Raw genomic sequence first — 26715 nt, forward strand, 5'->3', positions numbered from 1 at the left:
CGCTTTGACTTCTTGCGACATTCCTCCTATAATTTATCTGTTATAACCGTTTTTATGGTAGATAGCATTTTATCGCAATTCATATCTAACATACATGCTACCAAGGCTTCGCCTGCGCCAAAAGGCTATTATTCTTTGCGATGGGGTGAAATAAAAATGTTTACACGCTTATCTGCAGTCGAAGAGCGTTTTGAAGAAGTAACGAATCTCCTATGTGACCCCGACGTCATTAGTGATACAAAACGCTTGCGTGAACTGTCTAAGGAACAATCTTCGTTGGAAGAGACGGTAACGACATACCGTGAATATAAATCAGTGGTGAGTCAAATCGATGACGCCAAAGCGATGCTCGAAGAAAAACTGGATGACGAGATGCGTGAAATGGTCAAGCTCGAGCTCAATGAATTGTCATCACGCAAGGAACAACTGGAAGATCGCTTGAAGATCCTGTTGCTTCCAAAAGACCCGAACGATGAGAAAAACGTCATTGTGGAAATCCGCGGTGCTGCGGGCGGCGATGAAGCTGCACTGTTTGCAGCGGTGCTTTTCCGTATGTACACTCGTTTTGCGGAGCGCAACGCTTTTAAAATTGAAGTGCTGGAGGCAAGCCCAACCGATATCGGTGGATACAAAGAAATTGTCTTCTCGCTGTCTGGCCGCGGTGCTTACAGCAAAATGAAATTCGAAAGCGGCGCGCATCGTGTGCAACGCATCCCGGCTACTGAGTCCGGTGGACGCATCCATACTTCTACTGCGACTGTACTGGTTCTGCCAGAAGCAGAAGACGTGGAAGTGGAAGTACACGAAAAAGATATCCGCATCGATACGTTCTGCTCCAGTGGTGCGGGCGGTCAGAGCGTTAACACGACCAAGTCTGCGGTTCGCGTAACGCATATTCCTACAGGGATTATGGTTTCTTGTCAGGACGAGAAATCCCAGCATTCCAACAAAGACAAGGCGCTGCGTGTATTGCGCGCACGTCTGTATGATTTCTACATGCAACAACAAAATGCGGAAGCAGATGCTACGCGCAAAAGCTTGGTGGGTACTGGTGACCGAAGCGAGCGCATCCGCACTTACAACTATCCACAAAGCCGCGTGACCGACCACCGCATCGGTCTGACCCTGCACCGACTGGAATCGGTATTGGAAGGCGAATTGGATGAAGTGATCGACAACCTGATCCTGCATGAACAAACGGAGCTTTTGAAAAGCCATGCACACTCAGCTTGATTGGTCTGATGTCACGACGATTCGAGAAGCCCTATTACGGGCTTCTTCCTTTTTGCGGGAAAAAGGGACAAAGGATCCTTTGTTCGAAGCGGAGCTAATGATTCGTCATTGTCTCAACTGGGATCGGACGCGCTTTTTAATGGCGATGACGGATTCAATCGATGCAGAAACATTGGTGAAGCTGGACGGACTGTGCGTGCGCCGGGCGAATAACGAGCCACTGCAATATATGTTTGGCGAACAGGAGTTTTACGGTCGTCCTTTTACGGTACGACCAGGTGTGCTGATCCCAAGACCGGAAACAGAAATCCTGGTGGAGCAAGTGATGGCTGCTGCAGCAAAGCTCTGGCCTGAGCGGGAAGAGCTAGCGGTGGTGGATATCGGCACAGGGAGCGGAGCCATCTGCATTACGCTCGCGTTAGAAAAACCGCAATGGCGCGTGACTACGGTGGACCTGTCTCCTGAGGCAACGGCAATCGCACGGGAAAATGCAAGTCGTCTTGGTGCAGATGTCCGCTTTCTACAAGGGGATTTGGTGCAACCGCTTTTGGAAGCAGGCGAAAAGGTAGACATCCTCGTGTCCAATCCACCTTATATCCCGAGTCGCGATGTCGAGGAGCTGGACGATGAAGTACGCGTACATGAACCTCGCTTGGCTTTGGATGGCGGTGAAGATGGTCTGGATTGCTACCGTCGACTGTGTGAGGCGCTGCCGAATCTATTGAAAGAAAGAGCGGTCGCAGCGTTTGAGGTAGGCATTTATCAGGCTGGGGATGTAGCGGCATTGATGAGGGCATCCGGTGTCATGGGTGAGGTAGAGATTGTTCCGGATTTGGCGGGGATCGAGCGGGTCGTTATCGGAGTGAGACGATAGCACTTGCTCGTCTCGCCTTTTTTACATATGGAATGAATGTTTGAAATCGTGTGAATCCGTCCATACTGATTGCTAAAGAGAGAAGATCAGTATAGAGGGAGACGGATAACGATGAAACGGATGTTATTGATGGCATTTAGCCTGTTTGTGCTTATGATGAGCTGGGAGGGGCAGCTTACTTCGGCCAATGTGTTGGATAATGGGCCGATCCCTCAGGAATCCGTTCGCTTGCGTATTATTGCGAACAGCGATTCTGTCCAAGACCAATGGTTGAAGCGCGAAGTCAGAGATGCCATTATCGCTCAAATGAATACATGGGCGGACGATATCGAGACTTTGGAGGAAGCAGAGCAAGTGATTCAATCACAATTGCCTGTCCTGCAACAAGTCGTAGACAAGACGATCAAGGAACGCGGTTTTTCGTATAAAGCTGTAGTCGATTTCGGCGAAGTCCCTTTTCCGACGAAGCTGTACGGCTCTTATGTGTATCCTGCGGGTAATTACCGAGCAGTCCGTGTACAAATTGGAGAGGCAAAAGGCCAAAACTGGTGGTGTGTCCTGTTCCCACCGCTCTGCTTTATTGACATGTCCAATGGCGACGCTGTACAAGCAGAGCCAACTCCAGAGCCTGAAGAATCAGAGCAACCGACAGCAGCTGTATCCGAGGAAGATGAAAACTACGATCGACTTGATAGAAAGCAAGTAGCGGTTGCACCCCTAGAAGAGAACGAAGTAGGGCAACATTCCGAATCAAATAAAGTGGACGCTGAACAAACAAAAGTAGAGGTAGAAAAGTCCGAAGAGATAGAAAAAGTAGAAGAAGCAACTGCCTCTGCTCCTGAAGTAGAAGTGAGATTTTACTTATGGGAAAAAATCGAGAGCTGGCTCTCTTAAGCTGGACATAAAAAACGACACCCGCCGCATGTGCAGGTGTCGTTTTGAATGGCTCTATTACTTTTTGAACAAAGCCTCACGAATCTCAGACTTCAACAAATCTTGGTAACGCTGAGCAGGGATCGTGAACTCTGGCATTCCCGCTGCATAGGCGGCAATTTCGTATTGACCAAAATGGATCATCAGGTTGCCATCTTTAAAGAAGAAGCCTTGATCCTCTCTGATGCTTTCGAATCCATCGTAAGGATTAAAGCCATCCTCCTCGGTTTCTTCTTTTATTTGTTGCAAAATGATTTGATTGAAAATGGTACGGTAGTCATGGCCAGACTGGAACAGCTCAGCCAGCTTCAATTGTTTTGATTTGGGTTGATTATCGATGTTGTAATACGAAACATCCGTCATGCCATGTGCTCCGCCTGTATAAATGTACGTCTGTACGGAGAAAGAAACGAGATTACCAGCATTGTATACCTCATAGGAGATGTCGAGCGCATGAGGACGTGGCTCCCATCCGTTCTTTTTCGCTTCTTCCGCATCTTCTTTGCCGGCTTTTTGTCCTTCCGCCAAGCCTGTTTGTGCTTCTTTCAGCAGAGTAGCGTTCAGTTTTGCTTCAAAAGCTTTATCCTTCATCCCGCTAATCACTGGGATGGATACTTTACCTTGAAATTCTTTCGTATCGACCGTAATGGTTTTTGGTGTGAACACGACACCGTTAGCTTGTGGCTTTGGCGCTTGTACAGCAGGTTTTGTGGAGGTTGCAGGTGTAGCTGGTGCTGCAAATACTGGAGCAGCGACAACTGTTAACAATACGGCTGTTCCAAGCAGGCTGGAAGCTAAGGATTTAAAAGATGACATATCATTCACGGTCCTTTCGATAAAGGGAAAGTTATTGTTTTGTTTTCGTGTTCATTCTACTACACGATTGAGACGGATGAAGTTAAAAAAAGGTAACAATGTTCTCTTTTCCACGCTGTTCAGAAAAGTTATTCACAAGTTACCCACAGCCTGTTGAAAACTTTTTGGTGCACATCTATACTTAAGGCACTCCTTACCAAGAAACGAGCTAGAGAAAGGATTTTTTAACGATGGAAATGAATTTTGTGACAAAAGCCTGGTCTGTGGATAACGATGTGGAAAATCAGCATAGTTGTGCACAGATTGTGGATGCAGCCCGTTTTCTTCGAGAAGGGGCAGTTGTCGCGTTTCCCACGGAGACGGTTTACGGCTTGGGAGCGAATGCATTATCAAATGAAGCAGTGGAAAAAATATTTACAGCAAAAGGCAGACCCAGCGATAATCCGCTGATTGTACATATTGGGGCGTGGGACCAGTTGTCCACAGTAGCAAGTGAGGTTCCGGAGAAAGGGAAAAAGCTGATGGAGGCGTTTTGGCCTGGACCGTTGACGGTGATTTTGCCAAAAACGGATCAAGTAGCTTCGCTGGTAACGGCAGGTCTGGAATCAGTCGGGGTTCGCATGCCTGATCATCCGATTGCCTTGGCTTTGATCAAGGAAGCGGGGGTACCGATTGCAGCTCCAAGTGCCAATCGCTCTGGACGTCCGAGTCCAACGACAGCGGCGCATGTATTGGCTGACTTGGATGGACGCATAGCAGGTGTGGTCGATGGTGGGGCAACAGGTGTTGGGGTAGAATCTACGGTTATTGATGTTACGCAGGACCCGCCCATGATTCTGCGCCCAGGCGGCATCACACGGGAGCAAATGGAACCAGTGATTGGCTACGTGGAGCTCGACCCTTCTTTTCAAGTGGGAGCAGCCGAGGCACCACGCTCTCCTGGGATGAAATATACGCATTACGCTCCTGAAGGCGAAATGTGGCTCGTGTCAGGAGAGAGTGAAAAAGTTCGGGCGAAAATGGAAGACATGCTGCAACAGGCGAAGCAGCACGGTCAAAAAACGGGTGTGCTGGCAACGGAAGAAACAGCTCCTTTTTGGCAAAGTCACGCGGTGGCAGATGTCGTTCTTGTGGTCGGATCACAAGCGGATCTGGAAATGGTTGCCCAACAGCTTTATGCTGTGCTGCGAGAATTCGACGATCAAGAGGTGCAGTATATAGTCGGTGAGACTTTCCCGCGAAACGGGTTGGGTATGGCCGTAATGAATCGCTTGGAAAAGGCTGCTGGAGGCCGAGTCTTGTCCGTGTAAACCTGTCCTAAACTCCCCCTTGTCCGCATAAGGTGAAGAGACGGGAGGGGAGCTGCTTGGACCAGGTGTTATTTCAATGGGGGCAATTTTTGACGTTGCTCATTATTGCTTTCGCCTTAAGTATGGATGCCTTTTCGTTGGGAATTGGCGTAGGGATGGTTGGGATTCGGTTACGAGAGATTATCAAAGTGAGTATCACCATCGGACTGTTTCACATTATGATGCCGATCATCGGGATTGTTGTTGGAGCGTACTTGTCCGATTTGGTTGGAGATATAGCCGTGTTTATTGGCGGCGGTGTCCTGATGATCATCGGCTTGCATATGCTATGGAATGGCTTCGTCCAAGGGGATCAAAAAAGTGTATTGAAGACAAAAGGGTTCGGACTTATGCTCTTCGCATTAAGTGTCAGTCTGGATGCTTTCACCGTCGGTTTCTCGTTCGGCTTGATCGAGGTCAATAGAATTTTGGCCATCTCCCTTTTTGGAATAATGGGTGCCACCATGTCCTACTTCGGTTTATTGTTAGGCAGGAGTGTGGGAGGGTGGCTTGGGGATTATAGCGAATTAGTAGGTGGACTTATTTTGTTTGGTTTTGGGTTAAAATTTATGATATAACCGGACTAATTAATAGGAGAGGAGGAACGATACGTGAAACGGATACTTTTCGTCTGTACGGGAAATACGTGCCGAAGCCCAATGGCAGAAGCGATGTTCCGTTCGAAGACAGATGGACAGGGGCTTGAGATACGCTCAGCAGGAGTGGCGGCATTTGCCGGTCAGGATGCCTCCTTGCACGCCAAACAAGTATTAGAAGAACGAGGAGTTGCCCACGATCATAAGGCCAGCAAGGTAGACGAAGGGTTGATTGAATGGTCTGATGTCATTTTGACGATGACACACGGTCACAAGCGAGCGATCCTGACGTATTTCCCCTCAGCGGCTGAAAAGGTGCATACCCTGCAGGAGTTCGTTGGGATAGAAGGCTTTAGTGATATTGCTGATCCGTATGGGGGATCACTGATGGATTATCGCAGGTGTGCCGAAGAAATCGAAGAGTCACTGGAAAGGCTCTCATTGATGCTCAAGGACCCAGGTCTTCGTAAATCAGTGGATGAATAGGGTGCTGGTATATAGCCAGGGCCTTGTTTTTTGTGAGAGTACGAACGTTTTTTATTCATTTGATAAAAATGTTCACTTTTTACTTATTGTATTTTGATGTATACTAGACGAAGATTATGAGACAAGCGAGGGATGACAGATGAAAGTAGCACTTGCTGCTGATCACGGTGGATACAAGCTAAAAGAGGAGATCAAGACTCTGCTGGCCTCCATGAACATCCAGACGGAAGACTTCGGCTGCACCTGCGAGGAATCGGTTGATTATCCCGATTATGCTTTGCCAGTAGCGGAAAAGGTGGCAGCGGGGGAGTTTGATCGAGGCATTCTCGTTTGCGGAACAGGTATCGGCATGTCGATCGCAGCCAACAAGGTTCCAGGCATCCGTTGTGCACTTGTGCATGATACGTTTTCTGCACGCGCTACCCGTGAGCATAACAACACCAATGTGTTGGCGATGGGTGAGCGTGTCATTGGACCGGGTCTTGCGCTTGATATCGTGAAAATTTGGTTGGAAACAGAGTTTCAAGGTGGTCGCCACGAGCGTCGTGTGGAAAAGATTTCCCAAATTGAAGCGAAGCATGCGGGAGTGAAGTAAGTGGATTTATCCGCTATCGAAAAACAAATCAGTGACATTGTCGAAGAAGTAGCTGATATGGCAGAGCTGAAAGCCGGGCAACTCATGGTGATTGGGTGCAGTACCAGCGAGGTGCTCGGGGAGCATATCGGTAAAGCTGGCAGCCAAGATGTAGCGAAAGCTCTGTATCGTGGGATTCAATCTGTTGTAGAAAAGCGCGGCTTTGCTGTTGCCTTCCAATGTTGTGAACATTTGAACAGGGCTCTGGTCGTCGAGCGTGATGTTGCATTGCGATACGGACTGGAAGAGGTCTCGGTTGTTCCCGTTCCGACTGCTGGAGGCTCTATGGCTGCGCATGCGTTTACACAGTTCACGGATGCAGCCGTTGTGGAGCACATTCGCGCGCACGCAGGCATTGATATCGGCCATACGCTGATCGGCATGCATCTGAAGCATGTGGCAGTACCGGTGCGTCCAACACTGCGTCTCGTTGGACAAGCCCATGTTACGGCAGCGCGTACGCGTCATAAGCTGATTGGCGGACCGCGTGCCGTGTATGAGAAGACATCGTCGAATGAAAGCTGCACGTAAAAGAGGTAGTTCAAAAAGCCGACTTTTTGAACAAGCACGTAAAAAGAATGTGGGATCACGAACTTTTAAGGAGGAGAAACTATTATGCTAGATTTTTTGCGTAATCAAGACCCGCAAGTCATGGAAGCCGTTCAACTGGAGCTCGGAAGACAACGCGACAAGATTGAGCTGATTGCTTCTGAGAACTTCGTAAGCCGCGCAGTTATGGAAGCAATGGGAACCGTTTTGACGAATAAATACGCAGAAGGATATCCAGGTCGCCGCTATTACGGTGGTTGCGAGTATGTGGATATCGTGGAAAACATCGCGCGCGACCGCGTAAAAGAAATTTTTGGCGCTGAGCATGCAAACGTACAACCACACTCCGGTGCTCAGGCGAACATGGCTGTATACTTCACCATTCTTCAGCCAGGCGACACTGTGTTGGGAATGAACCTGTCCCACGGTGGTCACTTGACGCATGGTAGTGCAGTAAACTTCTCCGGTACTCTGTACAATTTCGTTGATTACGGTGTAGACGAAGATACGCACCTGATCAACTATGAAGTTGTTCGTGCAAAAGCGTTGGAGCACAAGCCAAAACTGATCGTTTGCGGTGCGAGTGCCTATCCGCGTACGATTGATTTTGCCAAGTTCCGTGAGATCGCGGATGAAGTGGGCGCGTACTTTATGGTGGATATGGCGCATATCGCTGGTCTGGTTGCGGCAGGTCTGCATCCAAACCCAGTACCGCACGCGCATTTCGTTACTTCTACGACGCACAAGACTCTGCGTGGACCACGTGGCGGTTTGATTTTGTGCAAGGAAGAATTCGCGAAAGGCATCGACAAATCCGTATTCCCAGGCGTTCAGGGTGGTCCGTTGATGCACGTCATCGCAGCAAAAGCGGTTGCCTTCGGCGAAAACCTGCAACCAGAGTTCAAGGATTACGCAGCTCGCATCATCAAGAATGCACGTGCATTTGCGGAAAGCTTGACTGCTGAAGGTCTGACGCTCGTTTCCGGCGGAACGGATAACCACCTCGTATTGGTTGATGTAAGCAAAATCGGCCTGACAGGTAAAGTAGCTGAGCATTTGTTGGACGAAGTAAGCATTACCACAAACAAAAATACCATTCCTTACGATACACAAAGCCCGTTTGTTACAAGTGGTGTGCGCATGGGTACGCCAGCAGTAACGAGCCGCGGTTTTGATGAGGAAGCGATGAAAGAAGTAGCAGCAATTATCGCTCTGACATTGAAAAACCCAGAGGATGCTGCGAAGCACGAAGAAGCACGCCAACGTGTGGCAGCTTTGTGCCAACGTTTCCCGATGTACGAAGGATTGAATATCTAAGCAAGCCAACGAGAAGCAGACCCAGTGGAAATTTTCCCATACGGGTCTGCTTTTTTTCCACTTCCCGGCTGTAGCTAGGGATCGAGGATGCGAAAAAGTACGAAGATTAGGCAAATTGACGGCGCCACTCTCACCCGCTATTATAGAAAGGATGCATTGATAGGGAAACGGAGGAAATGACATGAGCCGTGTATATGTGTTTGACCATCCGCTGATTCAGCATAAAGTTACGTATATTCGTGACAAGAATACAGGGACCAAGGAATTTCGCGAACTGGTAGATGAAGTGACGACTCTGATGGGCTATGAAATTACTCGTGATATGCCGTTGGAGCAAACCACCATCGAAACGCCAGTGGCTACCTGTCAGTCGAACGTAATTGCTGGTAAAAAAGTAGGGCTGGTACCGATTCTGCGCGCTGGTCTTGGTATGGTGGATGGCCTGATGAGGCTGATCCCTGCTGCCAAAGTAGGACACGTGGGTCTTTACCGTGATCCGGAAACCCTACAGCCTGTTGAGTATTATGTGAAGCTGCCATCCGATGTTGCTGAGCGTGAGTTGATCGTAACTGACCCAATGCTGGCGACTGGGGGCTCTGCTGTTGCTGCTCTTACTGCTTTGAAAAAACGTGGAGCGAAAAACTTGAAGCTGATGTGCCTCATCGCTGCTCCAGAAGGCATCAAGCTGGTTCAGGACGAGCATCCTGATGTAGATATTTACGTAGCAGCTGTTGATGAATATTTAAACGACCATGGATACATCGTGCCAGGATTGGGCGATGCGGGTGACCGCTTGTACGGCACGAAGTAGTCGGAGAGGGAAAAACGTATGAAAACTGTAAAAGTAATGACGGTATTCGGAACACGTCCAGAAGCGATCAAAATGGCGCCGCTTGTCCATGAATTGAACAAGCACAGTGAACAGATCGAATCGGTCGTTTGCGTGACGGCCCAACATCGTCAAATGCTCGATCAGGTTTTGGACATTTTTGATATTCAACCAGACATTGATTTGAACATCATGAAGGATCGCCAAACGCTGGTGGGTGTGACCACTCGCGCATTGGAGAGCCTGGATGAAACGATGAAGGAAGTAAAACCGGACATTGTCCTCGTACACGGGGATACGACAACCACTTTTGTGGCGAGTCTGGCTGCTTTTTATAATCAAGTCGCGATCGGACACGTGGAAGCGGGCTTGCGCACATGGGACAAGTACTCGCCGTTCCCGGAAGAGATGAACCGTCAGTTGACAGGTGTAATGGCTGACCTGCACTTCTCTCCGACCGATGGATCGGCTGACAATCTTCGTCGCGAAGCAAAGCCGGAAGAGAGCATCTACGTGACAGGAAACACAGCAATTGACGCGCTGAAAACAACGGTTCGCGAGGATTACACGCATCCGGTAATTGATCGCGTAGCTGGTCAGAAGCTGGTGCTGATGACGGCACACCGCCGCGAAAATTTGGGCGAGCCGATGCGCCGTATTTTCCGTGCAGTTCGAAGACTAGTGGACGAGCATCCTGAGATTGCTGTTGTGTATCCGGTTCACTTGAATCCTGCTGTACAAGAAGTAGCGCAGGAGATTCTCGGAAACCACGATCGCATTTCGTTGATCGAACCATTGGATGCCCTTGATTTCCACAACTTCGCTCGTCGTGCCCATCTCATCCTGACCGATTCTGGCGGGGTGCAGGAGGAAGCGCCGTCTCTTGGCGTACCAGTCCTGGTTCTGCGCGATACGACAGAACGTCCTGAGGGGATTGAAGCAGGCACGTTGAAGCTCGTGGGAACTGACGAAGAGCAAGTTTATGCAATGGCAAAAGAATTGCTGACCAACCAAGCGGCTTACGATGCAATGGCGCACGCTGTCAACCCGTACGGGGATGGCGAGGCTTCCCGTCGTATCGTAGAAGCAATCCTCTATCATTTTGGTTTGCGAGCTGAACAGCCAGAGCCTTTCCAACCAGGTCAGTAACATACAGCTAGGAAAACCCGCCAGGTACCGTTCGTCAAAACCGGGCGGGTTTCTTGTTGGTAACGGGAATTTTTTTGGTTTCGAAGACTGACGATTTGGTATGTTTTTCTAATGGAGAATCGAGAGAATTGGCGAAACTATCCATGATTTTTTGCGTCTAATATTTAGTTGCTTGGCTTAGATGGAAAAAAGATAGAGTTTGGAATACGGAGAGGAGTTACCAACATGAGAGCGCAAAGGATAGTGACGCTGCTCACGGCCACGACCATGGCCTGGGGAGCTTTTGTTCCGTTTGTGCCGTTTGCGACCAATGTCGCACACGCCAGAGCGGAGACCAGTGCATTGAATATGATGTGGCAAACCCCAATTGGTGAGGGGACCACTTTGCAGAAATATACGAAATCATTTGCCAACCAAGTCGTCACGATCATGGTGACCAAGGTTGACATGAATAATCCTTACGTTGAGGTCAAACCGGTATACGGGACGAAAGGCAAGCTGACAGACAGGCAGACGGTTACACAAATGGCGCGTGAAACCGGAGCTGTAGCAGCGATCAATGCCGACTTTTTTAACATGTCGAAGCGGGGAGCGCCGTTTGGTATTGTCATGAAAGACGATGAACTCATTTCTTCCATGGGCTTGGTCTCCTACTGGTACGCCCTAGGCTTGACCGGAGACAAGATGGCTATCGTCGATAAGTTTGGTTTTGGCGGCAAGGTTACTGCTCCTAATGGCGCTACCTATTCGATTCAGGGTGTCAACAAGGAAGAGTACAACCCGAGTGACGGACGAAAAAGTCACCAGAACCAACTGAACGTTTATACCCCTTCCTTTGGCAAAACCAGCTTGGGGACGATATCGGGCTACAAAGATGTCGTCGAGATTCTGTTTGTAGACAACGTAGCCAAAGAAGTTCGTGTGAATCAACCTGGCGTATACATACCTTACAACGGCTATGTCCTTTGGGGACATGGAGCAGCAGGAGCATTTCTCAAACAAAACTTCCCAGTAGGCGCTACTGCAACAGTTGAGTATCAAACGACACCGCAAACACTCGACTTGAACCATGCGGTGGGTGGCAATGTTCTTTTGGTTGATCAAGGGAAAGCACTGTCGTCCTTTCCAGCGGACAAGTCCATCACGAGCAAAACGGCGCGTACAGCGGTCGGTGTTTCCCAGGACGGGAAGACCTTGTACATGGTCACGATCGATGCGAGCCAAGGCGTTTATTTGGATGAACTAGCAAAAATCATGGCGGAGCTCGGTTCTTTTCGGGCTGTAAACTTTGACGGTGGTGGCTCTACGACCATGGCAGCTCGCATGCTGGGTGAGACACACGCGAATCTGTCGAATAAGCCGAGCGGCGGTGCTGAGCGTCGTGTGCCTACTGGACTGGCCGTATACAACACGGCACCTGCTGGAGAATTGAAAGGCTTCCAAATCGATGTACCAGCAGATGTGCTTATCGGACAAACCATCTCGCTCAGCGCATCCAAGGGATATGACGTTCATTACCAACCGTACGCGATCAATGCAGGCGATGTGAGCTGGGATGCCAGTCAGTCCGAAGCGGGAACCGTAAATGGCAAGCAATTCACACCAGCTCGCTCCGGCAAGATCACATTGACTGCGCGATTGGGCAATGTGACGCAAAATAAAGACATTCAAGTCATTTCCGGCAACGATGTGCAGCAAATCATCGTTTCCCCGAATCCGATCACGATTGCACCGGGACAATCCCTTAATCTCGATGTCAAAATCAAAACGAAGAAGGGTTCTACCGTACAAGCGACGCCACTTAGCGTAAAAGCGAGTGTCGATTCCTCTGTAGCGACGATTAACGACAATCTGCAACTGGTAGCAGGCAATGAGCCGGGCAACGGAACCCTGACCATTACGTATGATGGCGTGTCGACAAGCGTACCATTTGCTGTCGGACAATTTGAGCAGCCATGGCTTACCTTCGATAATCAGGTTGGTATGTACCATGCGGCAAATCCATCCAGCATCAGTTCCGCTGGATCGTTCGGGCTCGTTTCCGATCAGACATTCCGCACGAAAAAGGCAGCGAAGCTGGTGTACAACTTCTCTGGAGCACCAGCGAACAACATGCGGATTTCGTATGGCGTTCTGGGGGCAAAACCTGTGACCATTCCTGGCAAACCGCTCGGATTGGGCTTGTGGGTCAATGGTGACAACAGCGGACATTGGCTCCGTGCAGAAGTAGTCGATGCAAACGGCAAGGCAGTCTACGTCGATCTGGCAAAAGAGATCAATTGGACAGGGTGGAAGCAGGTTAAAGGCTACTTCCCGAGCAATGTTGCGTATCCATTGCAGCTCAAGAGTGTGTATGTCGTTGACCAAGCCAATGATGGCATTACACACGACAAAGGAACACTGTACTTCGACGAATTCTCGCTCCTCTTGGGCAACCAGACAGGCCAACCGAGCGATGTAGCCGTTGTTCCTGAACTGCCAGGCAGCATGTCCCTCGGGGCGGAGCTCGATCTCCATTATTCCTTAGCAAATACTGCTCCTTACCTGGATAGTGCGCTGATTGATGTGGAGTCGATCGTGACTCAGCCGATGCCAGGATATGTGCCTGCTGATTATTCGTTTACGATTAAGCCGGGCGAACTAAAAGCAGGACAAGAGGACGCAATTTCAACTTCGTCGATTCAGTTGACCTTGGCACCGAAGCAATGGCTTGCTGGAAAAGGCGTTGGGCTCTTGTACGTAAACGAAGTAAACAATACTTTGGATCCGCTGCTAGGAACCCTGAATGCTCAAGGTCAGTGGGTATATGAAGTCAATAGCTACGGCAAGTACATTCCGTACTACCTGGACAATGGAGGCACGGACAGCGCTGGATTTAGTGATATCGCGAAGCATCCAGCCAAGGCAGAAATCACCTACATGGCGGAAAAGGGCTACGTAAAGGGTTTGACAGAGACGACGTTCGGCCCAGAGGTTTCTTTGACAAGAGCACAGTTCGTCACCTTGCTCGCGCGCACTTTTGAATGGGAGCTCCCATCCTCACCAAAGCTGAAATTCAAGGATAAGGTGCCTTCCTATGCGCAAGGTGCCGTACAGGTTGCTGTTTCCAAAGGCCTGGTGAAGGGCTATAACGATAATACTTTCCGTCCAGATCAGCCGGTGACTCGCGCAGAGGCCGCAGTCATTCTCGATCGTCTCGTGAATAAAAAGGGAGCGACGAAAAAGGTCTCCGATAAAGGGACATGGCCATCCTGGGCATCTACATCCATCAACAACATGGTCGGACTCGGTCTGATTGATCCAGTTGGAGGAAATTATCAGCCGAATAAACCGACGACGAGAGCAGTGTGTGTCGTTGCGCTGTATCGCATCCTGCATCAAGCCAAGTAAGAATGACAGTAGAAAAAAGGTCAAGCTTCTCTAAAAAAGAGGAGCTTGACCTTTTTTCTTTTTTCCATGTCGAAGAAAAAAGCTTTGCTAAAATAGGTTAACCATTTTAAAATAACGGTTAACAAATATACGTTAACCAAGGTTGTGATTTGGTTGTTAAATAATTATGCAGAGCTTTCTGCCAAAAACAAGCAATACGTTTGGCATCCCTTCACCCAAATGAAAGACTACGTCGCACAGGAGCCACTGATTATTGCGAGAGGAGAAGGGATCAAGCTGTTCGATGTGAACGGCAAGGCTTACTACGACGGTTTTTCCTCCGTGTGGTTGAATGTCCACGGTCACAACGTTCCCGAGCTGAATCAGGCGATCACGGAACAGCTCGACCAGATTGCCCATTCTACTTTGCTCGGCATGGCAAATGTCCCATCCATTCTATTAGCGGAAAAGCTGATCAACCTCGCTCCAGAAGGACTGAGCAAAGTCTTTTACTCTGACAACGGGGCAACGGCAGTCGAAATCTCATTGAAAATGGCGTTCCAATACTGGCAAAATCGCGGGCAGACTGGCAAGTATTCGTTTATCACAATGAACAATGCCTATCACGGGGATACGATTGGAGCTACCAGTGTGGGAGCCATTCCGCTCTATCATCAGGTCTACAAACCCCTGCTCTTTTCTCCACATGTCATTCCATACCCTTATCCATACCGACAGGGTGGCGAAGAAGCAGCCGTTCAGGCCACATTGAGCAGTCTGGAAAGTTTGTTGAAGGAAAGAGCTCATGAGATTGCGGCGATGATCGTGGAGCCTGTCGTGCAGGGAGCAAGCGGCATGATTATCATGCCGGACGGTTGCTTGAAAAAAATCGCGGAGCTGTTGCGCGCCTATGATGTATTGCTAATCGCAGACGAAGTAGCGACAGGATTTGGACGCACGGGCAAAATGTTCGCTTGTGAGCATGATGGGGTCGTGCCAGACATCATGGCGGTCGCAAAAGGGCTCACGGGAGGGTATTTGCCAGTAGCGGCTACCTTAGTAACCGAGCAGATTTATGATGCCTTTTTCGCCGACTATGAGGAACAGAAAACCTTCTTTCACGGACATTCGTTCACGGGAAATCCACTTGGCTGTGCAGTTGCTCTCGCCAACCTGCGGCTGATGGAGGAGCGCGGAGTCGTTCAACAGGTAGCACAAAAAGCAATCAATCTGGATCAATTACTGGAGCCACTTCGCGACCTGCCTCATGTAGGAGATATCCGGCAAAAAGGCTTGATGGCGGGAATCGAGCTGGTTCGAGATAAAGAGACCAAGGAGCCCTATCACTGGAATGAGCGGATCGGTGTGCGTGTCTGTCAGATAGCGAGAGAAAAAGGGCTTCTGACACGACCATTGGGCAACGTCATCGTTTTTATCCCACCGCTTGTATCTACACCTGAAGAATTGGCTGACATGGTTCGGATTTTGACGGAATCGATTCAGGATGTAACGACAGGTGAAACGGAGGAGTGATTGATGTGACTGATCGACCCTTTTCCGGATTGTTCATCACAGGAACAGATACAGGGGTAGGCAAAACGGTTGTGACTGCCGGAATCGCATCCGTGTTGCGTGAGACAGGAGTGGACATAGGGGTTTGGAAGCCAGTCCAGTCAGGAGCACGAGCACATGATGAGGGCAGTGACGCTATGTACTTGAGAGCGTGGAGTGGAGTGCCTGACGCGTGTGAGGAGATAGCCCCGCTCTGTTTTGAGGCACCGCTTACCCCGTCTCTGGCTGCGGAAGCAGAGGGGAAAAGCTTGACCATGGAGGAAGTAATCGCTTGCGGGCGACCCCTGATGGAACGTTATCCGGCACTCCTAGTCGAAGGAGCTGGTGGTCTGATTGTGCCATTGACTCCAACCGAAACGATGGCGGATCTTGCTGCTCGACTGAATCTGCCTATGCTCATCGTGGCGCGGGCTGGGCTCGGCACGATTAACCATACGCTCTTGTCCGTTTGGTATGCACGGGAACTCGGGATCGAGGTTGTAGGTGTCATCCTGAATCAAAACAACTCTGCTGGTGTCACCGATGAGAGTGTCAAAACAAACGCGAGCATGATCGAGAGCTACGGGGGAGTTCCTGTATGGGGCGTACTTCCATGGATAGACCAACCGTTAGAGCGCCAGCAGTTGACGCAGCTGATCCAAGAATGTGTAGACATCGGCCAGTTGTGCCAGTGGAGCCTTAAATAATAGAAAGAGGAGACGAGAAAATGAAGCAAAGCGCCTGTCTGGATTGGAAGGAGTACGCAAGCAAATCCATCAAGAAAGAAGAGTTTACACAGGAAGAGGCAATGAAGGTATTGCAAGCGCCTGATGATGAGCTGCTGCTGGTCATGAACGAAGCTTTTCGCGTCAGAAAGCACTTTTTCGGAAAAAAGGTCAAACTGAACATGATCATCAACGCCAAGAGCGGCCTATGCCCGGAGGATTGCGGTTACTGCTCGCAGTCGATTGTTTCGAATGCTCCGGTATCCAAGTACACGATGCTGGACAAGGAGACATTGCTCGCAGGTGCGCGAGAAGCCATGAATCGAAAAGCAGGTACATACTGTATTGTCGCCTCAGGACGTGGTCCCACAGAAAGAGAGCTGGGCCAGGTCATCGAGGCAGTCAAAGAAATCCGCGAGACGATGCCGCTGAAAATTTGTGCGTGCCTTGGGATATTAAGCGACGAACAAGCAACGCGCTTAAAAGATTCAGGTGTTCACCGCTACAACCATAATCTCAACACGAGTCGCAATCATTACGAAGCGATTACGACAACGCACACATACGATCAGCGTGTACAGACAGTCGATACCGTGAAAAGAGCAGGGATGTCGCCCTGCGCAGGCGTGATCATCGGCATGGGGGAGAGCGATGAAGAGATCGTCGAAATGGCATTTGCCCTGCGCAATCTCGACGCAGATTCCATCCCGATCAATTTTTTAAATGCGATTCCCGGAACCCCGTTGGAGGATAAAGGACGCACTCCGGCAATGAAGGCTCTTCGAGTTCTCGCCTTGTTCCGATTTATTTGCCCAGATAAAGAAATTCGCGTTGCGGGTGGTCGCGAAGTGAATTTGCGCACGTTGCAGCCGCTCTCCTTGTATGCGGCTAACTCATTGTTCGTGGGCGACTATTTGACGACGCCCGGGCAGGAAATCACGACAGACCATCAGATGATTGAAGACCTCGGGTTTGAAATCGAGCTGTGTGCGCTGTAGGACAGTAGGTCAGTTATGAATAAACGCTACACATGGCTGGAAGAAGAATATGATTCGTTGCGCAAACAATCGCTGACTAGAGAATGGAACACCGTAGAGTCAGCCAGTGATCGCGCAGGCACGTGGATTCAAGTCGAAGGGAAACCGTTATTAAACCTGTCATCGAACAACTATTTGGGCTTGGCCCATGATCAACGAATCGTGGAAGCTGGCAAGAAGGCAGCAGAGGAGTGGGGGGCAGGAGGAACTGCCTCTCGTCTCGTCCATGGCAACTACGCATTATATAACGTGCTGGAACAACAATTGGCGGTATGGAAGGAGAGAGAAGGGGCGCTTGTCTTTGCAAACGGCTATCAGGCAAATACAGGGGTAATTGCAGCGCTAGCCGGAAGAGGCGACGCTGTTTTTAGTGATCGGTTGAATCACGCCAGCATCGTCGATGGGATCGTGCTCAGTCGGGCGGAGCATTTTCGGTACAGACATAACGATATGGACCATCTGGAATTTTTGCTAAAAAAGCACCAGGATGCAAGACGGAAGTGGATTGTCACGGACAGCATATTCTCTATGGACGGTGATAAAGCTCCCCTACTTGAATTGGTACAACTGCGAGATCGTTACGATGCCATGCTAATGGTTGACGAAGCCCATGCGGGGGGAGTGCGTGGTGAAGAAGGGCAGGGCTTGTGCCACGAGCTGGGCATTGCCGGACAAGTCGATGTTTTGATGGGAACCTTTAGCAAGGCATTTGGTGTTTATGGGGCATACGTATGCGCAGATGAGATCATCATTCGTTACTTGATGACAAAAGCGCGCTCGCTGGTGTATTCGACAGCCTTGCCCCCTGCTGTGATCGGCTCGAATCTGGCGGCGTTGTCTTTGGTACAAACAGAGTCTTGGCGAAGAAAAGCGGTGAGGCAGAATGCGCTCGTGTTTCGCCAGTTGCTTCGCTCCCGCGGGTTTACCGTAGACGAAGAAGATACGCCAATCATCCCGCTCACGTTAGGAGAGAATGAGTGGACATTGCAATTCAGCAAAAGGCTTCGGCAACGGGGGATTGCAGCAGTGGCGATTCGACCGCCTACCGTACCAGAGGGAACCGCCCGTATCCGTTTTACAGTGATGGCTGCTCATACGCGCGAAGAGCTAGAGTGGGCTTGCGAGCAAGTGAGCGAAATCAGGAACGAGCTTCATAAAGGAGGGACGATATCGTGAGAAAAGTGATGCTGTGGCTAACCGGGTGGGGAATGCCAGATTGCAGCTGGGATGCAGTTCGCTCCCAATTTCCTTCCTATCAGCACATCACACCTACTTATTCGGACGTCACTGATTCCTTGCAATTTTACGAGAGAGTAGAAGAGGAAGTCCGTTCTCTTTTGGACCAGGAGCTAATTGTAGTGGGGTGGTCCATGGGAGGGATGCTCGGCATACGCCTCGCTGCCCAGTACCCGGTCTCAGGACTTGTTTTGATCGGCACCACAGCACGCTTTACCTGTGAACAGCATGACCTTCGCAAAGGATGGCATCCTGTTGTTTTGCAAAGGATGAAAAGACAGCTTTCCATAGCACGGGAGCGGGTGATGGACGCATTTGTTGAACAGATGCTAACACCAGGAGAGCGTAAGCAAATAGGCTTGCACGTGGGGGTGGACAGCCAGAAGTGGAGTACGGCAGCGTTGATCGCGGGCTTGACCTATTTAGAAGAAGAGGATTGCCGCCCGTTCCTGTCTTCGCTGACTACTCCCACTCTCGTTATTCATGGTAGAGAGGATGCTATCTGTTCGCTCACAGCCGGAGAAGAACTGGCGAGTAGCCTTGCAGGTGCCCGTTTCGTGCAAATTCCTGACTGTGGTCATGCCCCGCATGTATTTGTTCCGGAGGTTGTAGGAGATTCGCTAAAGAGGATGGTGGAGCAGCTTGCAGAAGAGAGCAATCAGCAGCCGATTTAGTGAGAAGGCTGTCTCATACGAAAAATACGCACTCGTACAAAAGAAGATGGCCGATCATTTGAGTCAAATAGTTACAGAAATAACGAACGAGAACGAGGTGCGAAACATTCTAGAGATTGGCTGTGGGACAGGGGGATTAACCCGCGTCATTCGCAGTCATTTTTCTGCTGCCCATTACGAAGTGGTAGAGATTGCATCGGGCATGTTGGAGCAGGCGAAGAACAATCTGGAACAGCATGGCCTGATTTGTTCATTTTCTCAAGCCGATGCCGAAGAATGGGTTTGGGAACAACAGGTGAAGTCAAAGGATTTGATAGTTTCAGGAGCGTGCTTTCAGTGGTTTGCCAAGCCAGCGCATACGCTAAAAGGATTGGGAATAATCCTGAAGCCCGGAGCACCTTTGGTTTTTTCAACATTTGGACCCGATACGTTTTGGGAGCTGCATGATTCGTTTGCGAATGCTCATGCGATTTTGGGGGAAAAGGGAGTGCGCCATGGCTTGGAGTTTCACTCTGCACGTGATTGGCACGAGCTATTGGAGCAAGCAGGGTTTACGGATATAGAGGTGATGAGGAAATATGAGCGGCTAACTTACCCAGGTGTACGGGATTTCTTGCATGCCGTGAAAGCAGTGGGCGCCAGTGCAAGTATGGAGCAAGGGAGCGGTCTGGGACGCAGAAAACTCCTTGCAGAAATGATTCGTTACTATGAGCAGACGTATAAAAGAGAAACGGGCATCCCTGTCACCTACGAAGTGATTTACGTTCGCGCGGTTTCATCGAGGTAGTGTGCATTCTATGATTTTTTCTATAGAAATGAGAATGATTATCAAATAGAATGAAAAGAAGAACGATGGGAGGGCTATCAAGGAGTTGAGTGTGGGACAATGAACGTGGATGATCATATTTTTCTATGGAATCAGGCAAGTGTACGATTACATGATGTACGGCATATCGTCATGCGAGCTGGAGAGCAGCTGCGATCCTATCAATTGCCGGCTAGTGCCTTTCTAGTTTCGGTGAGAGGCAGTGGTCTGATTCGTCTAGACGGGAATGTACATGCTATCAAGAATTGCTATATGGCCCATGCTGGCAAAGGTACTTACGTGGATATCGAGGAAATAAAGGATGAGCTGGAATACTATCTGATTTTGTACAAAGCTCATTTACCGTTGCCTTGTCGGCAGGAGTTGTTACGTTTACTGGAGAAAACACAACCTTTTCACATCCAATACGGATTAGCCCCCATGCATCAGGCAAATGTATTTGTCGCGATTTCACGTATGCAGCAAGTGTGGAATCAGAACGGCAACCTGGACAAGCTGCGAGCCAAGGCCCTGCTTTATCAACTCGTATGTGAGCTAATGGCACAGATGCAGTCGCAAGGAATCGGGGTAACGGTACCGAATTTGGTAGTTCAGGCCGTCAGGTATATCGAGGAGCATTACGCAGAGACGTTCACACTCGATGATCTTTCCGGGCTCTTAAACTGCAGCTCCCGATCTTTGCAACGCACCTTTAAAGCCCAGCTAGCGGTCGGCCCTATCGACTATCTGATCCAGGTGCGCATTCAAAAAGCGCAGGAACTACTGCGTCAAACGAATTTGGGACTAAAAGAGGTAGCGGAATCAGTAGGTTATACAGACAGCTATTATTTCAGTCGTATCTTTAAAAAATATACAGGCTTCTCCCCTTCTATGTATAAGGAAAATCCGTTGACATCGGAAATTCGTCGCCAAAGTCCATTACTCTTGTCGCGATATTCCATTGCTGGTCAAAAGCTGTGGAAATATAATGATCACATTGAAAATGAAAATCAAAATCACCTGCGATCAAGAGATGGAGGAGCCGTACCGATGTATAAGAGTACAAAAGCGATGCTGGCGCTGAACCTGATGCTGAGCCTTACCTTGCTGCTGGGAGCCTGCTCAGGCGGCGGTACGAATACTAGCAATTCGGGGAACGCAGCAGCAGGCGCTTCGAATCAGGTGGCGACACAGTCGAATACCACGCAATCTAGCGCGAATCAAGAAGTGAAGAAAAGCGATACGCGTACAATCAAGCACATGAAAGGCGAGCTGACGCTTGATTTTAAACCAGTCAGAATCGCTGTGCTGGATACGCAATACGCAGATCAAATGATTGCCTTGGGCGAGCTGCCTGCAGGTAGTGTCATTACAACGGGGGACGGTTCGAAATTTCCAGAGTATCTCATGGACAAGCTAAAAGATGTTCACGTACTCGGAACAAAAGACGAGCCCAATTCAGAAGCGGTAGTTGCTATGGAGCCTGACTTGATCATATGCACGGAGTTTCAAGATAAAATCTATGATAATTTGAACAAAATCGCTCCAACCATCATGTTTGACCGGAATGAAGACTGGAGAGAGACGCTGATTACCTTCGGAAAAATTCTCGAAAAAGAACAACAAGCTGAGCAAATCGTAAAAGACTACCAAGAGAAAACGAACAAATTGAAAGCAGAATTCGCAACCAAGCTCAAGGGTGAGTCCGTCGCACTTATTCGTCCTCGTGACAATGCCATTCGACTGCACACAGTTGAACACCGTACGGCTGCTATCTTGTATTCCGATTTGGGACTGACTCCTCCCAAGCCAGCGATGGATAAATCAGATACAGCTACGATGATTTCTCTGGAGGTGTTGCCAGAGGTAAATGCCGATCACCTATTTGTCGTAACGGACAAAGCGAATCAAGCATTAACGGACGAGTACAAAAACAGCTCCATTTGGAAAGGGCTAAAAGCAGCCAAGGAAGATAAGGTGTACGAGGTAAACACAACCGTGTGGATCGCCTATTACGGCCCGATTGCCATCAACAATATCGTCGATGAAATTGCAGAAGCACTTCTATAAATCATTCAGACCGTCACACTCTTCTCTAAGAGCTGTGACGGTTTTTCATGAATTGGAAAAGAAAGCGATTTCCTGGCAGGAATTATCATGAAAAGATGGAATCTTAAGAAGGTTGCCTATCCTGTGTATTCGAGGGGTGTGTGGAAGATGAGTCAAAGAGAAATCGTCATTGCGAGTGCTGTGCGCACTGCTATAGGTAGCTTTCAAGGAACGCTTGCAGGTGTCAGCGCGACAAAGCTGGGCGGGATTGTACTGGAAGCAGCGCTAGATCGTGCAGGTGTTTCCAAAGATGCGGTCGATGAAGTGATAATGGGGAATGTACTGTCAGCAGGCTTGGGTCAAAACCCGGCGCGCCAGGCTTCTATTCACGCGGGCCTTGCTCATGAAGTTCCCTCCCTGACAATCAACAAGGTTTGTGGTTCAGGTCTAAAAGCCGTTCATTTGGCCGTTCAGTCAATCCTTGCTGGTGAGGCAGAAGTTGTCTTGGCTGGTGGGATGGAAAATATGAGCCAGGCACCATACTTAATGGAAGGAGCGCGCTCAGGCTACCGCATGGGAGATCAGAAAGTAGTAGACTCCATGATTCGCGACGGGCTGTGGTGTGCTTTCAACGACTACCACATGGGCATTACTGCGGAGAATCTTTGCACCAAATACGAAATCGGACGCGAAGAGCAGGATGAGTTTTCAGCGTGGAGCCAAGAAAAGGCTCAGCAAGCGCTCGTTAGTGGTCGTTTTCAAGAAGAGATCGTGCCGGTTCCGATCCCGCAGCGAAAGGGTGACCCGGTGTTGTTTGCCGTGGACGAATTCCCGCGTGCTGGCGTGACAGCCGAAGCGCTAGGCAAGCTGAAGCCTGCATTTAAAAAGGATGGAACCGTGACAGCAGGGAATGCATCCGGCATCAACGATGGAGCAGCAGCTCTTTTGATTATGACGCGCGAGAAAGCAGAAGAGCTGGGAGTGAAGCCACTTGCTCGTATCGTAGCCAATGCGAGTGCAGGTGTTGATCCGAGCATCATGGGGTACGGTCCGGTTCCCGCGACCAAACGCGTACTGGAAAAAGCGGGACTGTCGATTGCTGACATCGATTTGATCGAAGCAAACGAAGCTTTTGCCGCCCAATCACTGTCTGTTGGCAAAGCACTGGACTTTGATCGTGAGAAGCTAAATGTCAACGGTGGAGCCATCGCTTTGGGACATCCAATCGGTGCGAGTGGCGCGAGAATTTTGGTCACGCTCGTCCATGAATTGCAAAAGCGCGAAGGGGCAAAATATGGCTTAGCGACTCTTTGCATTGGTGGGGGACAGGGCGTCTCCACAATTGTCGAGAAAATTTAATTTTTAAATTGTGAACGCTTTGTGTACACCGAAACGCTTGCGTTGACAAAGGGAATAAATCTTCGTTAATATGGATGAGGGCATTTGGAAATTGTGTGCCCTCTCCTTATGTGAAAGGAGAAGGATAAACTGGCGAAACTTGACAATCCATGGCGAGCACTTGGTTTGGTCAGCGTACTTGGTCTTGACTTTGCCATTTGTGTGGTTGCCGGTTTTATGATCGGCAGATACGCGGATCGCCTACTAGCGACTGATCCTTGGTTCTTGCTTATCGGCTTGATTACAGGGATTGCTATTGGTGTATACACTGTCTATCGACTCATTCGCCCGTATCTGTAGGGGGTGACGAACGATGGAAGCGTTTGCTTTAGCGATGCGAAAGACTTTTCGCTATTCTTTATGGTGTATGGCATTGTTTGTGATACTGATGATTGTATTGCCTGAACACAAGGTTTTTTTGCAGAGTTTAGTGCTTGGAACAGTGACAGGAATCATTAATACCAGCGTTCTCGCAAGCAAGGTCTGGGTTGTTGGACAAATGGCAGATGACCCTAATATCAGACCAAAAGGAACGGGCACGATGCTTCGGTTCATGATTGCCGGGCTAGCCGCCTATACTACCTTTCTTTTCCCTCATATGTTCACATTATCAGGAGTTCTACTTGGGGTGTTTTTGATCCAAGGGATCAGCTATCTACTCGTATTCCGCAATTCAAAATAGATTTGTTACCAGCATTTCCTTTTAATGAAGTGATTTTAACAGAGAGCGTTCGATAGCAATGTGTAGACAGAGTTTCGGACAACCTCTATCTATCGATGGAAAGGGGTGAAAAGATGGGTCATCATTATACGTTACGGTTTAGTTTAGGCGGCATGGTATTTGACATCGCTACGATTCTCATGATGGTTCTTACCGCACTGCTTGTGTTTATCTTCCTGTTTGTAATGACGCGAAAGCTGGAAACCGGAGTACCTGGTGCTAAGCAAAATGCAGTTGAGTGGATTTTTGACTTTGTCAAGAATGTTACTGCAGGATACATGGATCACAAGAAAGTCATGATGATGATGACGCTTGGTATTACGTTGTTTCTCTACATCTTCATTGGGAACCAGCTAGGTGTTATCGCCAACGTCACCACAGTGCACAAAGGTGAAATCAGCGAAAGTGTTATGAAGATGCTGACGATTGCTCCTACGCCTGAAGCCGAAGCGAAAAAGCGCGAAACCGTTGAGCACGAGCTAGCTGACAAAGGGGCTCACGTTATCTGGTGGAAGTCGCCAACTGCTACACCAAGCGTAACATTTGGTTTGGCATTGGTAGTCTTGCTTTACTCCCACTACCTTGGTATCAAGAAAAGTCCAGGTGGTTGGTTTAAGCACGTATTCCTCAACCCGATTCACATTCTTGAGGAGTTTATCATTAAACCGTTGACGCTTCCTTTGCGTTTGTTCGGTAACCTCTTTGCAAAAGAGATCATGATTGCCTTCCTGTTGAGTGGGGGTGTTTTGGCCGCAGCACCATTATTTATTTGGCTCGGCTACTCCGTCTTCGTAGGTGCAATTCAGGCGTTCATTTTCTTGACTCTTTCTATGGTTTACATTTCACAACTTGTGAATGATGAACACTAAAATCTAGTTTTGGTTAACAACAATTTAGGGAGGTATTTTTAACATGGAAGTTATGGGTGTAGCTATTGCTATGGGTCTTATTTTCGGTTTGGCAGCACTTGGTGGTGCTTTTGGTGCAAGTAACGTAATCTCTAAAACAATTGAAGGTGTTGCTCGTCAACCTGAAGCTCGTGGTAACCTGATGGGTATCATGTTCCTCGGTATGGGTCTCGTAGAGGCGATTCCAATTATCGCTGTAGCTGTAGGTTTCATCTTGATGGGACGTCTGGGCTAAGCGAACAGCTGAACAGTATTAAATAGGCGGAGGGGTTACCTTCGCCTATCTTTTAGTAGGGAAAAATCAGGCTTCGGCCAAAGCTTGGCAATGAAGTCTTCTAGTAATAATTCTGGTAAGTGCGTATAGAACTTATTGCAGAATCTTTCGTTTGTCAGGAAGGAGTGAACTAAAAATGGTTGAGTTTGGAGCCGTATCCCTGGAATGGGGCACATTATTACTCCAGGTGATTATTTTCGTTTTGCTGTTGATCGTTGTTTCCAAATATGCAACAGGACCGATTGCGGGCGTATTGGAAAAGCGCCGTGCTCATGTTGAGAACGAGCTTGCTACTGCGGAACGCAACCACAAGGAATCCGAAAAGCTTTTGGCTGAACAACGCCGTCTTTTGGATGAAGCTCGCGCTGAATCTAAAGCGATCATCGACCGTGCTGCGAAGCAAGCGTCTGATGAAGCAAGCAAAATCGTTGCTGAAGCACAAGCAGCTTCTGAGCGCATGAAAGCAGATGCAAGTGCTGAACTTGCTCGTGAAGTAGAAAAAGCAAAACTCGAACTGCGTGAGCAAATGACTGGTCTTTCCGTGCTCTTGGCTTCCAAGATCATTGAGAAAGAACTGGACGAAGCAGCTCAAAAGTCTACTGTTGACAAATTTCTCGCACAAGTGGGAGATCGCCTATGAGTAGCGCAGTAGGGAAACGTTATGCTCGCGCTCTCTTTGAAGTAGCGAGTGAGCGTAGCAAGATTGATCAGGTAGAAGCAGACCTGGGTGCAATCGTAGAAGCGGTAGAAAGCAATGAAGATCTGAAAAAGATCATGTTGCACCCGCACATCGCAGCAGATGCAAAAAGCCAGCTCGCTGACGAATTGTTCAAAAGCCATGTTGGGGAAGAAACCTTTAATTTTCTAAACGTCCTGATTGAAAACGGACGTGAAGTTGATCTGGTTGATATCTACCGTTCTTTTGTACAATTGGCGAACGAAGCTCGTGGATTCGCAGATGCGATTGTGACTAGTGCAAAGCCGCTTTCTACTGAAGAGCAAAATGAGCTGGCTGAGAAGTTCGGTCAAACGCTGAACAAAAAGCTGCGTATGACAGCAGTTGTAGATCCAGCGATTCTCGGCGGCATTATTATCAAGATTGGCGACCGTCTGTACGATGGCAGCCTGAAAACGAAGTTGGAAACCTTTGCGCAAAAGGCGTAAAGTTCGATGGCTTTTAAGAAGTTGGATGAATGGGGTGAA

At 49.0% G+C, this 26715-nt stretch carries 27 protein-coding genes; 26 read left to right on the forward strand and 1 reads right to left on the reverse strand.

Translation table 11 applies throughout. From position 1 onward, the window contains the following. Positions 1-156 precede the first annotated feature (156 nt). The 3 genes from prfA (at position 157) to spoIIR (ending at position 3001) form a co-directional block, all read left to right on the forward strand. Complete coding sequence (gene prfA, locus POF51_RS12785; RefSeq protein ID WP_017252377.1) at positions 157-1233, forward strand: peptide chain release factor 1; 1077 nt, start codon at positions 157-159, stop codon at positions 1231-1233. After that, positions 1217-2107 carry a peptide chain release factor N(5)-glutamine methyltransferase gene (prmC, locus tag POF51_RS12790; RefSeq protein ID WP_069851028.1) on the forward strand — a complete coding sequence of 297 codons (891 nt, stop codon included), beginning with the start codon at positions 1217-1219 and terminating at the stop codon, positions 2105-2107. Before prfA ends, prmC begins: the two co-directional genes overlap by 17 nt. A 111-nt stretch (positions 2108-2218) precedes the next feature. After that, on the forward strand, positions 2219-3001 hold the full coding sequence (gene spoIIR / locus POF51_RS12795; RefSeq protein ID WP_069851026.1) for a stage II sporulation protein R: 783 nt from the start codon (positions 2219-2221) through the stop codon (positions 2999-3001). A gap of 57 nt (positions 3002-3058) precedes the next feature. Here the strand turns inward: spoIIR and POF51_RS12800 are convergent, their stop codons facing one another. Next, positions 3059-3856: a DUF3298 and DUF4163 domain-containing protein gene (locus POF51_RS12800; RefSeq protein ID WP_069851024.1), complete on the reverse strand. Its 798-nt coding sequence runs from the start codon at positions 3854-3856 to the stop codon at positions 3059-3061. A gap of 230 nt (positions 3857-4086) precedes the next feature. Between POF51_RS12800 and POF51_RS12805 the strand changes: the two genes are divergently transcribed. The 23 genes from POF51_RS12805 (at position 4087) to POF51_RS12915 (ending at position 26676) form a co-directional block, all read left to right on the forward strand. Further along, positions 4087-5166, forward strand: coding sequence for an L-threonylcarbamoyladenylate synthase (locus POF51_RS12805; protein ID WP_069851021.1), 1080 nt, complete (start codon positions 4087-4089; stop codon positions 5164-5166). Positions 5167-5222: 56 nt separating this feature from the next. Then, entirely contained in the window at positions 5223-5783 is a 561-nt protein-coding gene (locus POF51_RS12810) for a manganese efflux pump MntP (protein ID WP_017252372.1), read from the forward strand. Between the two features lie 33 nt (positions 5784-5816). Continuing rightward, positions 5817-6287: a low molecular weight protein arginine phosphatase gene (locus tag POF51_RS12815; RefSeq protein WP_069851018.1), complete on the forward strand. Its 471-nt coding sequence runs from the start codon at positions 5817-5819 to the stop codon at positions 6285-6287. A 139-nt stretch (positions 6288-6426) separates the two neighbouring features. After that, on the forward strand, positions 6427-6882 hold the full coding sequence (gene rpiB / locus POF51_RS12820; protein ID WP_007725502.1) for a ribose 5-phosphate isomerase B: 456 nt from the start codon (positions 6427-6429) through the stop codon (positions 6880-6882). After that, positions 6883-7452 carry a TIGR01440 family protein gene (locus tag POF51_RS12825; protein ID WP_069851015.1) on the forward strand — a complete coding sequence of 190 codons (570 nt, stop codon included), beginning with the start codon at positions 6883-6885 and terminating at the stop codon, positions 7450-7452. It abuts the gene before it with no gap. 84 nt (positions 7453-7536) lie between these two features. After that, positions 7537-8787 carry a serine hydroxymethyltransferase gene (gene glyA, locus POF51_RS12830; RefSeq protein WP_007725498.1) on the forward strand — a complete coding sequence of 417 codons (1251 nt, stop codon included), beginning with the start codon at positions 7537-7539 and terminating at the stop codon, positions 8785-8787. Positions 8788-8968: 181 nt separating this feature from the next. Further along, positions 8969-9598, forward strand: coding sequence for a uracil phosphoribosyltransferase (gene upp / locus POF51_RS12835; protein ID WP_007725492.1), 630 nt, complete (start codon positions 8969-8971; stop codon positions 9596-9598). An 18-nt stretch (positions 9599-9616) separates the two neighbouring features. Continuing rightward, complete coding sequence (gene wecB, locus POF51_RS12840; RefSeq protein WP_069851012.1) at positions 9617-10765, forward strand: non-hydrolyzing UDP-N-acetylglucosamine 2-epimerase; 1149 nt, start codon at positions 9617-9619, stop codon at positions 10763-10765. Between the two features lie 225 nt (positions 10766-10990). After that, the gene (locus tag POF51_RS12845; protein WP_271755510.1) at positions 10991-14155 is read left to right on the forward strand and encodes a phosphodiester glycosidase family protein; all 3165 of its coding nucleotides are present in this window, start codon (positions 10991-10993) and stop codon (positions 14153-14155) included. Between the two features lie 111 nt (positions 14156-14266). Further along, complete coding sequence (gene bioA, locus POF51_RS12850) at positions 14267-15667, forward strand: adenosylmethionine--8-amino-7-oxononanoate transaminase (protein WP_083261712.1); 1401 nt, start codon at positions 14267-14269, stop codon at positions 15665-15667. 5 nt (positions 15668-15672) lie between these two features. Further along, positions 15673-16392 carry a dethiobiotin synthase gene (bioD, locus tag POF51_RS12855; protein WP_069851214.1) on the forward strand — a complete coding sequence of 240 codons (720 nt, stop codon included), beginning with the start codon at positions 15673-15675 and terminating at the stop codon, positions 16390-16392. A gap of 20 nt (positions 16393-16412) precedes the next feature. Beyond that, positions 16413-17408 carry a biotin synthase BioB gene (gene bioB, locus POF51_RS12860; RefSeq protein WP_069851007.1) on the forward strand — a complete coding sequence of 332 codons (996 nt, stop codon included), beginning with the start codon at positions 16413-16415 and terminating at the stop codon, positions 17406-17408. A 15-nt stretch (positions 17409-17423) separates the two neighbouring features. Beyond that, positions 17424-18623 carry an 8-amino-7-oxononanoate synthase gene (gene bioF, locus POF51_RS12865; protein WP_017252362.1) on the forward strand — a complete coding sequence of 400 codons (1200 nt, stop codon included), beginning with the start codon at positions 17424-17426 and terminating at the stop codon, positions 18621-18623. Next, positions 18620-19357, forward strand: coding sequence for an alpha/beta fold hydrolase (locus tag POF51_RS12870; RefSeq protein ID WP_069851004.1), 738 nt, complete (start codon positions 18620-18622; stop codon positions 19355-19357). The genes bioF and POF51_RS12870 overlap by 4 nt, the downstream gene beginning before the upstream one ends. Then, positions 19326-20144: a malonyl-ACP O-methyltransferase BioC gene (bioC, locus tag POF51_RS12875; protein WP_069851001.1), complete on the forward strand. Its 819-nt coding sequence runs from the start codon at positions 19326-19328 to the stop codon at positions 20142-20144. Before POF51_RS12870 ends, bioC begins: the two co-directional genes overlap by 32 nt. A gap of 99 nt (positions 20145-20243) precedes the next feature. Further along, complete coding sequence (locus POF51_RS12880; protein ID WP_069850998.1) at positions 20244-22232, forward strand: AraC family transcriptional regulator; 1989 nt, start codon at positions 20244-20246, stop codon at positions 22230-22232. A gap of 147 nt (positions 22233-22379) precedes the next feature. Next, the gene (locus POF51_RS12885; RefSeq protein WP_069850996.1) at positions 22380-23570 is read left to right on the forward strand and encodes an acetyl-CoA C-acetyltransferase; all 1191 of its coding nucleotides are present in this window, start codon (positions 22380-22382) and stop codon (positions 23568-23570) included. Positions 23571-23735: 165 nt separating this feature from the next. Beyond that, a complete protein-coding gene (locus POF51_RS12890) occupies positions 23736-23909 on the forward strand; it encodes an AtpZ/AtpI family protein (RefSeq protein WP_017252357.1) in 174 nt (57 codons plus the stop codon). A gap of 13 nt (positions 23910-23922) precedes the next feature. Beyond that, on the forward strand, positions 23923-24291 hold the full coding sequence (locus POF51_RS12895) for an ATP synthase subunit I (protein WP_069850994.1): 369 nt from the start codon (positions 23923-23925) through the stop codon (positions 24289-24291). Between the two features lie 113 nt (positions 24292-24404). Continuing rightward, entirely contained in the window at positions 24405-25199 is a 795-nt protein-coding gene (gene atpB / locus POF51_RS12900; RefSeq protein ID WP_017252355.1) for a F0F1 ATP synthase subunit A, read from the forward strand. Between the two features lie 43 nt (positions 25200-25242). Then, positions 25243-25473, forward strand: a complete 231-nt coding sequence (gene atpE, locus POF51_RS12905) for a F0F1 ATP synthase subunit C (RefSeq protein WP_017252354.1) — start codon at positions 25243-25245, stop codon at positions 25471-25473. A 175-nt stretch (positions 25474-25648) separates the two neighbouring features. Further along, positions 25649-26152 carry a F0F1 ATP synthase subunit B gene (atpF, locus tag POF51_RS12910; protein ID WP_017252353.1) on the forward strand — a complete coding sequence of 168 codons (504 nt, stop codon included), beginning with the start codon at positions 25649-25651 and terminating at the stop codon, positions 26150-26152. Beyond that, complete coding sequence (locus POF51_RS12915; RefSeq protein WP_017252352.1) at positions 26149-26676, forward strand: F0F1 ATP synthase subunit delta; 528 nt, start codon at positions 26149-26151, stop codon at positions 26674-26676. Before atpF ends, POF51_RS12915 begins: the two co-directional genes overlap by 4 nt. The last annotated feature ends 39 nt before the right edge of the window (positions 26677-26715 follow it).

The organism is Brevibacillus sp. AG, assembly GCF_028369215.1.
Classification (GTDB): Bacteria; Bacillota; Bacilli; order Brevibacillales; family Brevibacillaceae; genus Brevibacillus; species Brevibacillus porteri.

What these genes read in the sequence shown, in the direction of transcription:
- bioF (WP_017252362.1), top strand. Translation starts at nt 17,424, where the DNA reads ATGAATAAACGCTACACATGGCTGGAAGAAGAATATGATTCGTTGCGC.
- POF51_RS12845 (WP_271755510.1), top strand. Translation starts at nt 10,991, where the DNA reads ATGAGAGCGCAAAGGATAGTGACGCTGCTCACGGCCACGACCATGGCC.
- spoIIR (WP_069851026.1), top strand. Translation starts at nt 2,219, where the DNA reads ATGAAACGGATGTTATTGATGGCATTTAGCCTGTTTGTGCTTATGATG.
- wecB (WP_069851012.1), top strand. Translation starts at nt 9,617, where the DNA reads ATGAAAACTGTAAAAGTAATGACGGTATTCGGAACACGTCCAGAAGCG.
- rpiB (WP_007725502.1), top strand. Translation starts at nt 6,427, where the DNA reads ATGAAAGTAGCACTTGCTGCTGATCACGGTGGATACAAGCTAAAAGAG.
- POF51_RS12895 (WP_069850994.1), top strand. Translation starts at nt 23,923, where the DNA reads ATGGAAGCGTTTGCTTTAGCGATGCGAAAGACTTTTCGCTATTCTTTA.
- POF51_RS12805 (WP_069851021.1), top strand. Translation starts at nt 4,087, where the DNA reads ATGGAAATGAATTTTGTGACAAAAGCCTGGTCTGTGGATAACGATGTG.
- glyA (WP_007725498.1), top strand. Translation starts at nt 7,537, where the DNA reads ATGCTAGATTTTTTGCGTAATCAAGACCCGCAAGTCATGGAAGCCGTT.
- POF51_RS12800 (WP_069851024.1), bottom strand. Translation starts at nt 3,856, where the DNA reads ATGTCATCTTTTAAATCCTTAGCTTCCAGCCTGCTTGGAACAGCCGTA.
- atpE (WP_017252354.1), top strand. Translation starts at nt 25,243, where the DNA reads ATGGAAGTTATGGGTGTAGCTATTGCTATGGGTCTTATTTTCGGTTTG.
- POF51_RS12880 (WP_069850998.1), top strand. Translation starts at nt 20,244, where the DNA reads ATGAACGTGGATGATCATATTTTTCTATGGAATCAGGCAAGTGTACGA.
- POF51_RS12915 (WP_017252352.1), top strand. Translation starts at nt 26,149, where the DNA reads ATGAGTAGCGCAGTAGGGAAACGTTATGCTCGCGCTCTCTTTGAAGTA.
- atpB (WP_017252355.1), top strand. Translation starts at nt 24,405, where the DNA reads ATGGGTCATCATTATACGTTACGGTTTAGTTTAGGCGGCATGGTATTT.
- atpF (WP_017252353.1), top strand. Translation starts at nt 25,649, where the DNA reads ATGGTTGAGTTTGGAGCCGTATCCCTGGAATGGGGCACATTATTACTC.
- POF51_RS12885 (WP_069850996.1), top strand. Translation starts at nt 22,380, where the DNA reads ATGAGTCAAAGAGAAATCGTCATTGCGAGTGCTGTGCGCACTGCTATA.
- upp (WP_007725492.1), top strand. Translation starts at nt 8,969, where the DNA reads ATGAGCCGTGTATATGTGTTTGACCATCCGCTGATTCAGCATAAAGTT.
- bioB (WP_069851007.1), top strand. Translation starts at nt 16,413, where the DNA reads ATGAAGCAAAGCGCCTGTCTGGATTGGAAGGAGTACGCAAGCAAATCC.
- prfA (WP_017252377.1), top strand. Translation starts at nt 157, where the DNA reads ATGTTTACACGCTTATCTGCAGTCGAAGAGCGTTTTGAAGAAGTAACG.
- prmC (WP_069851028.1), top strand. Translation starts at nt 1,217, where the DNA reads ATGCACACTCAGCTTGATTGGTCTGATGTCACGACGATTCGAGAAGCC.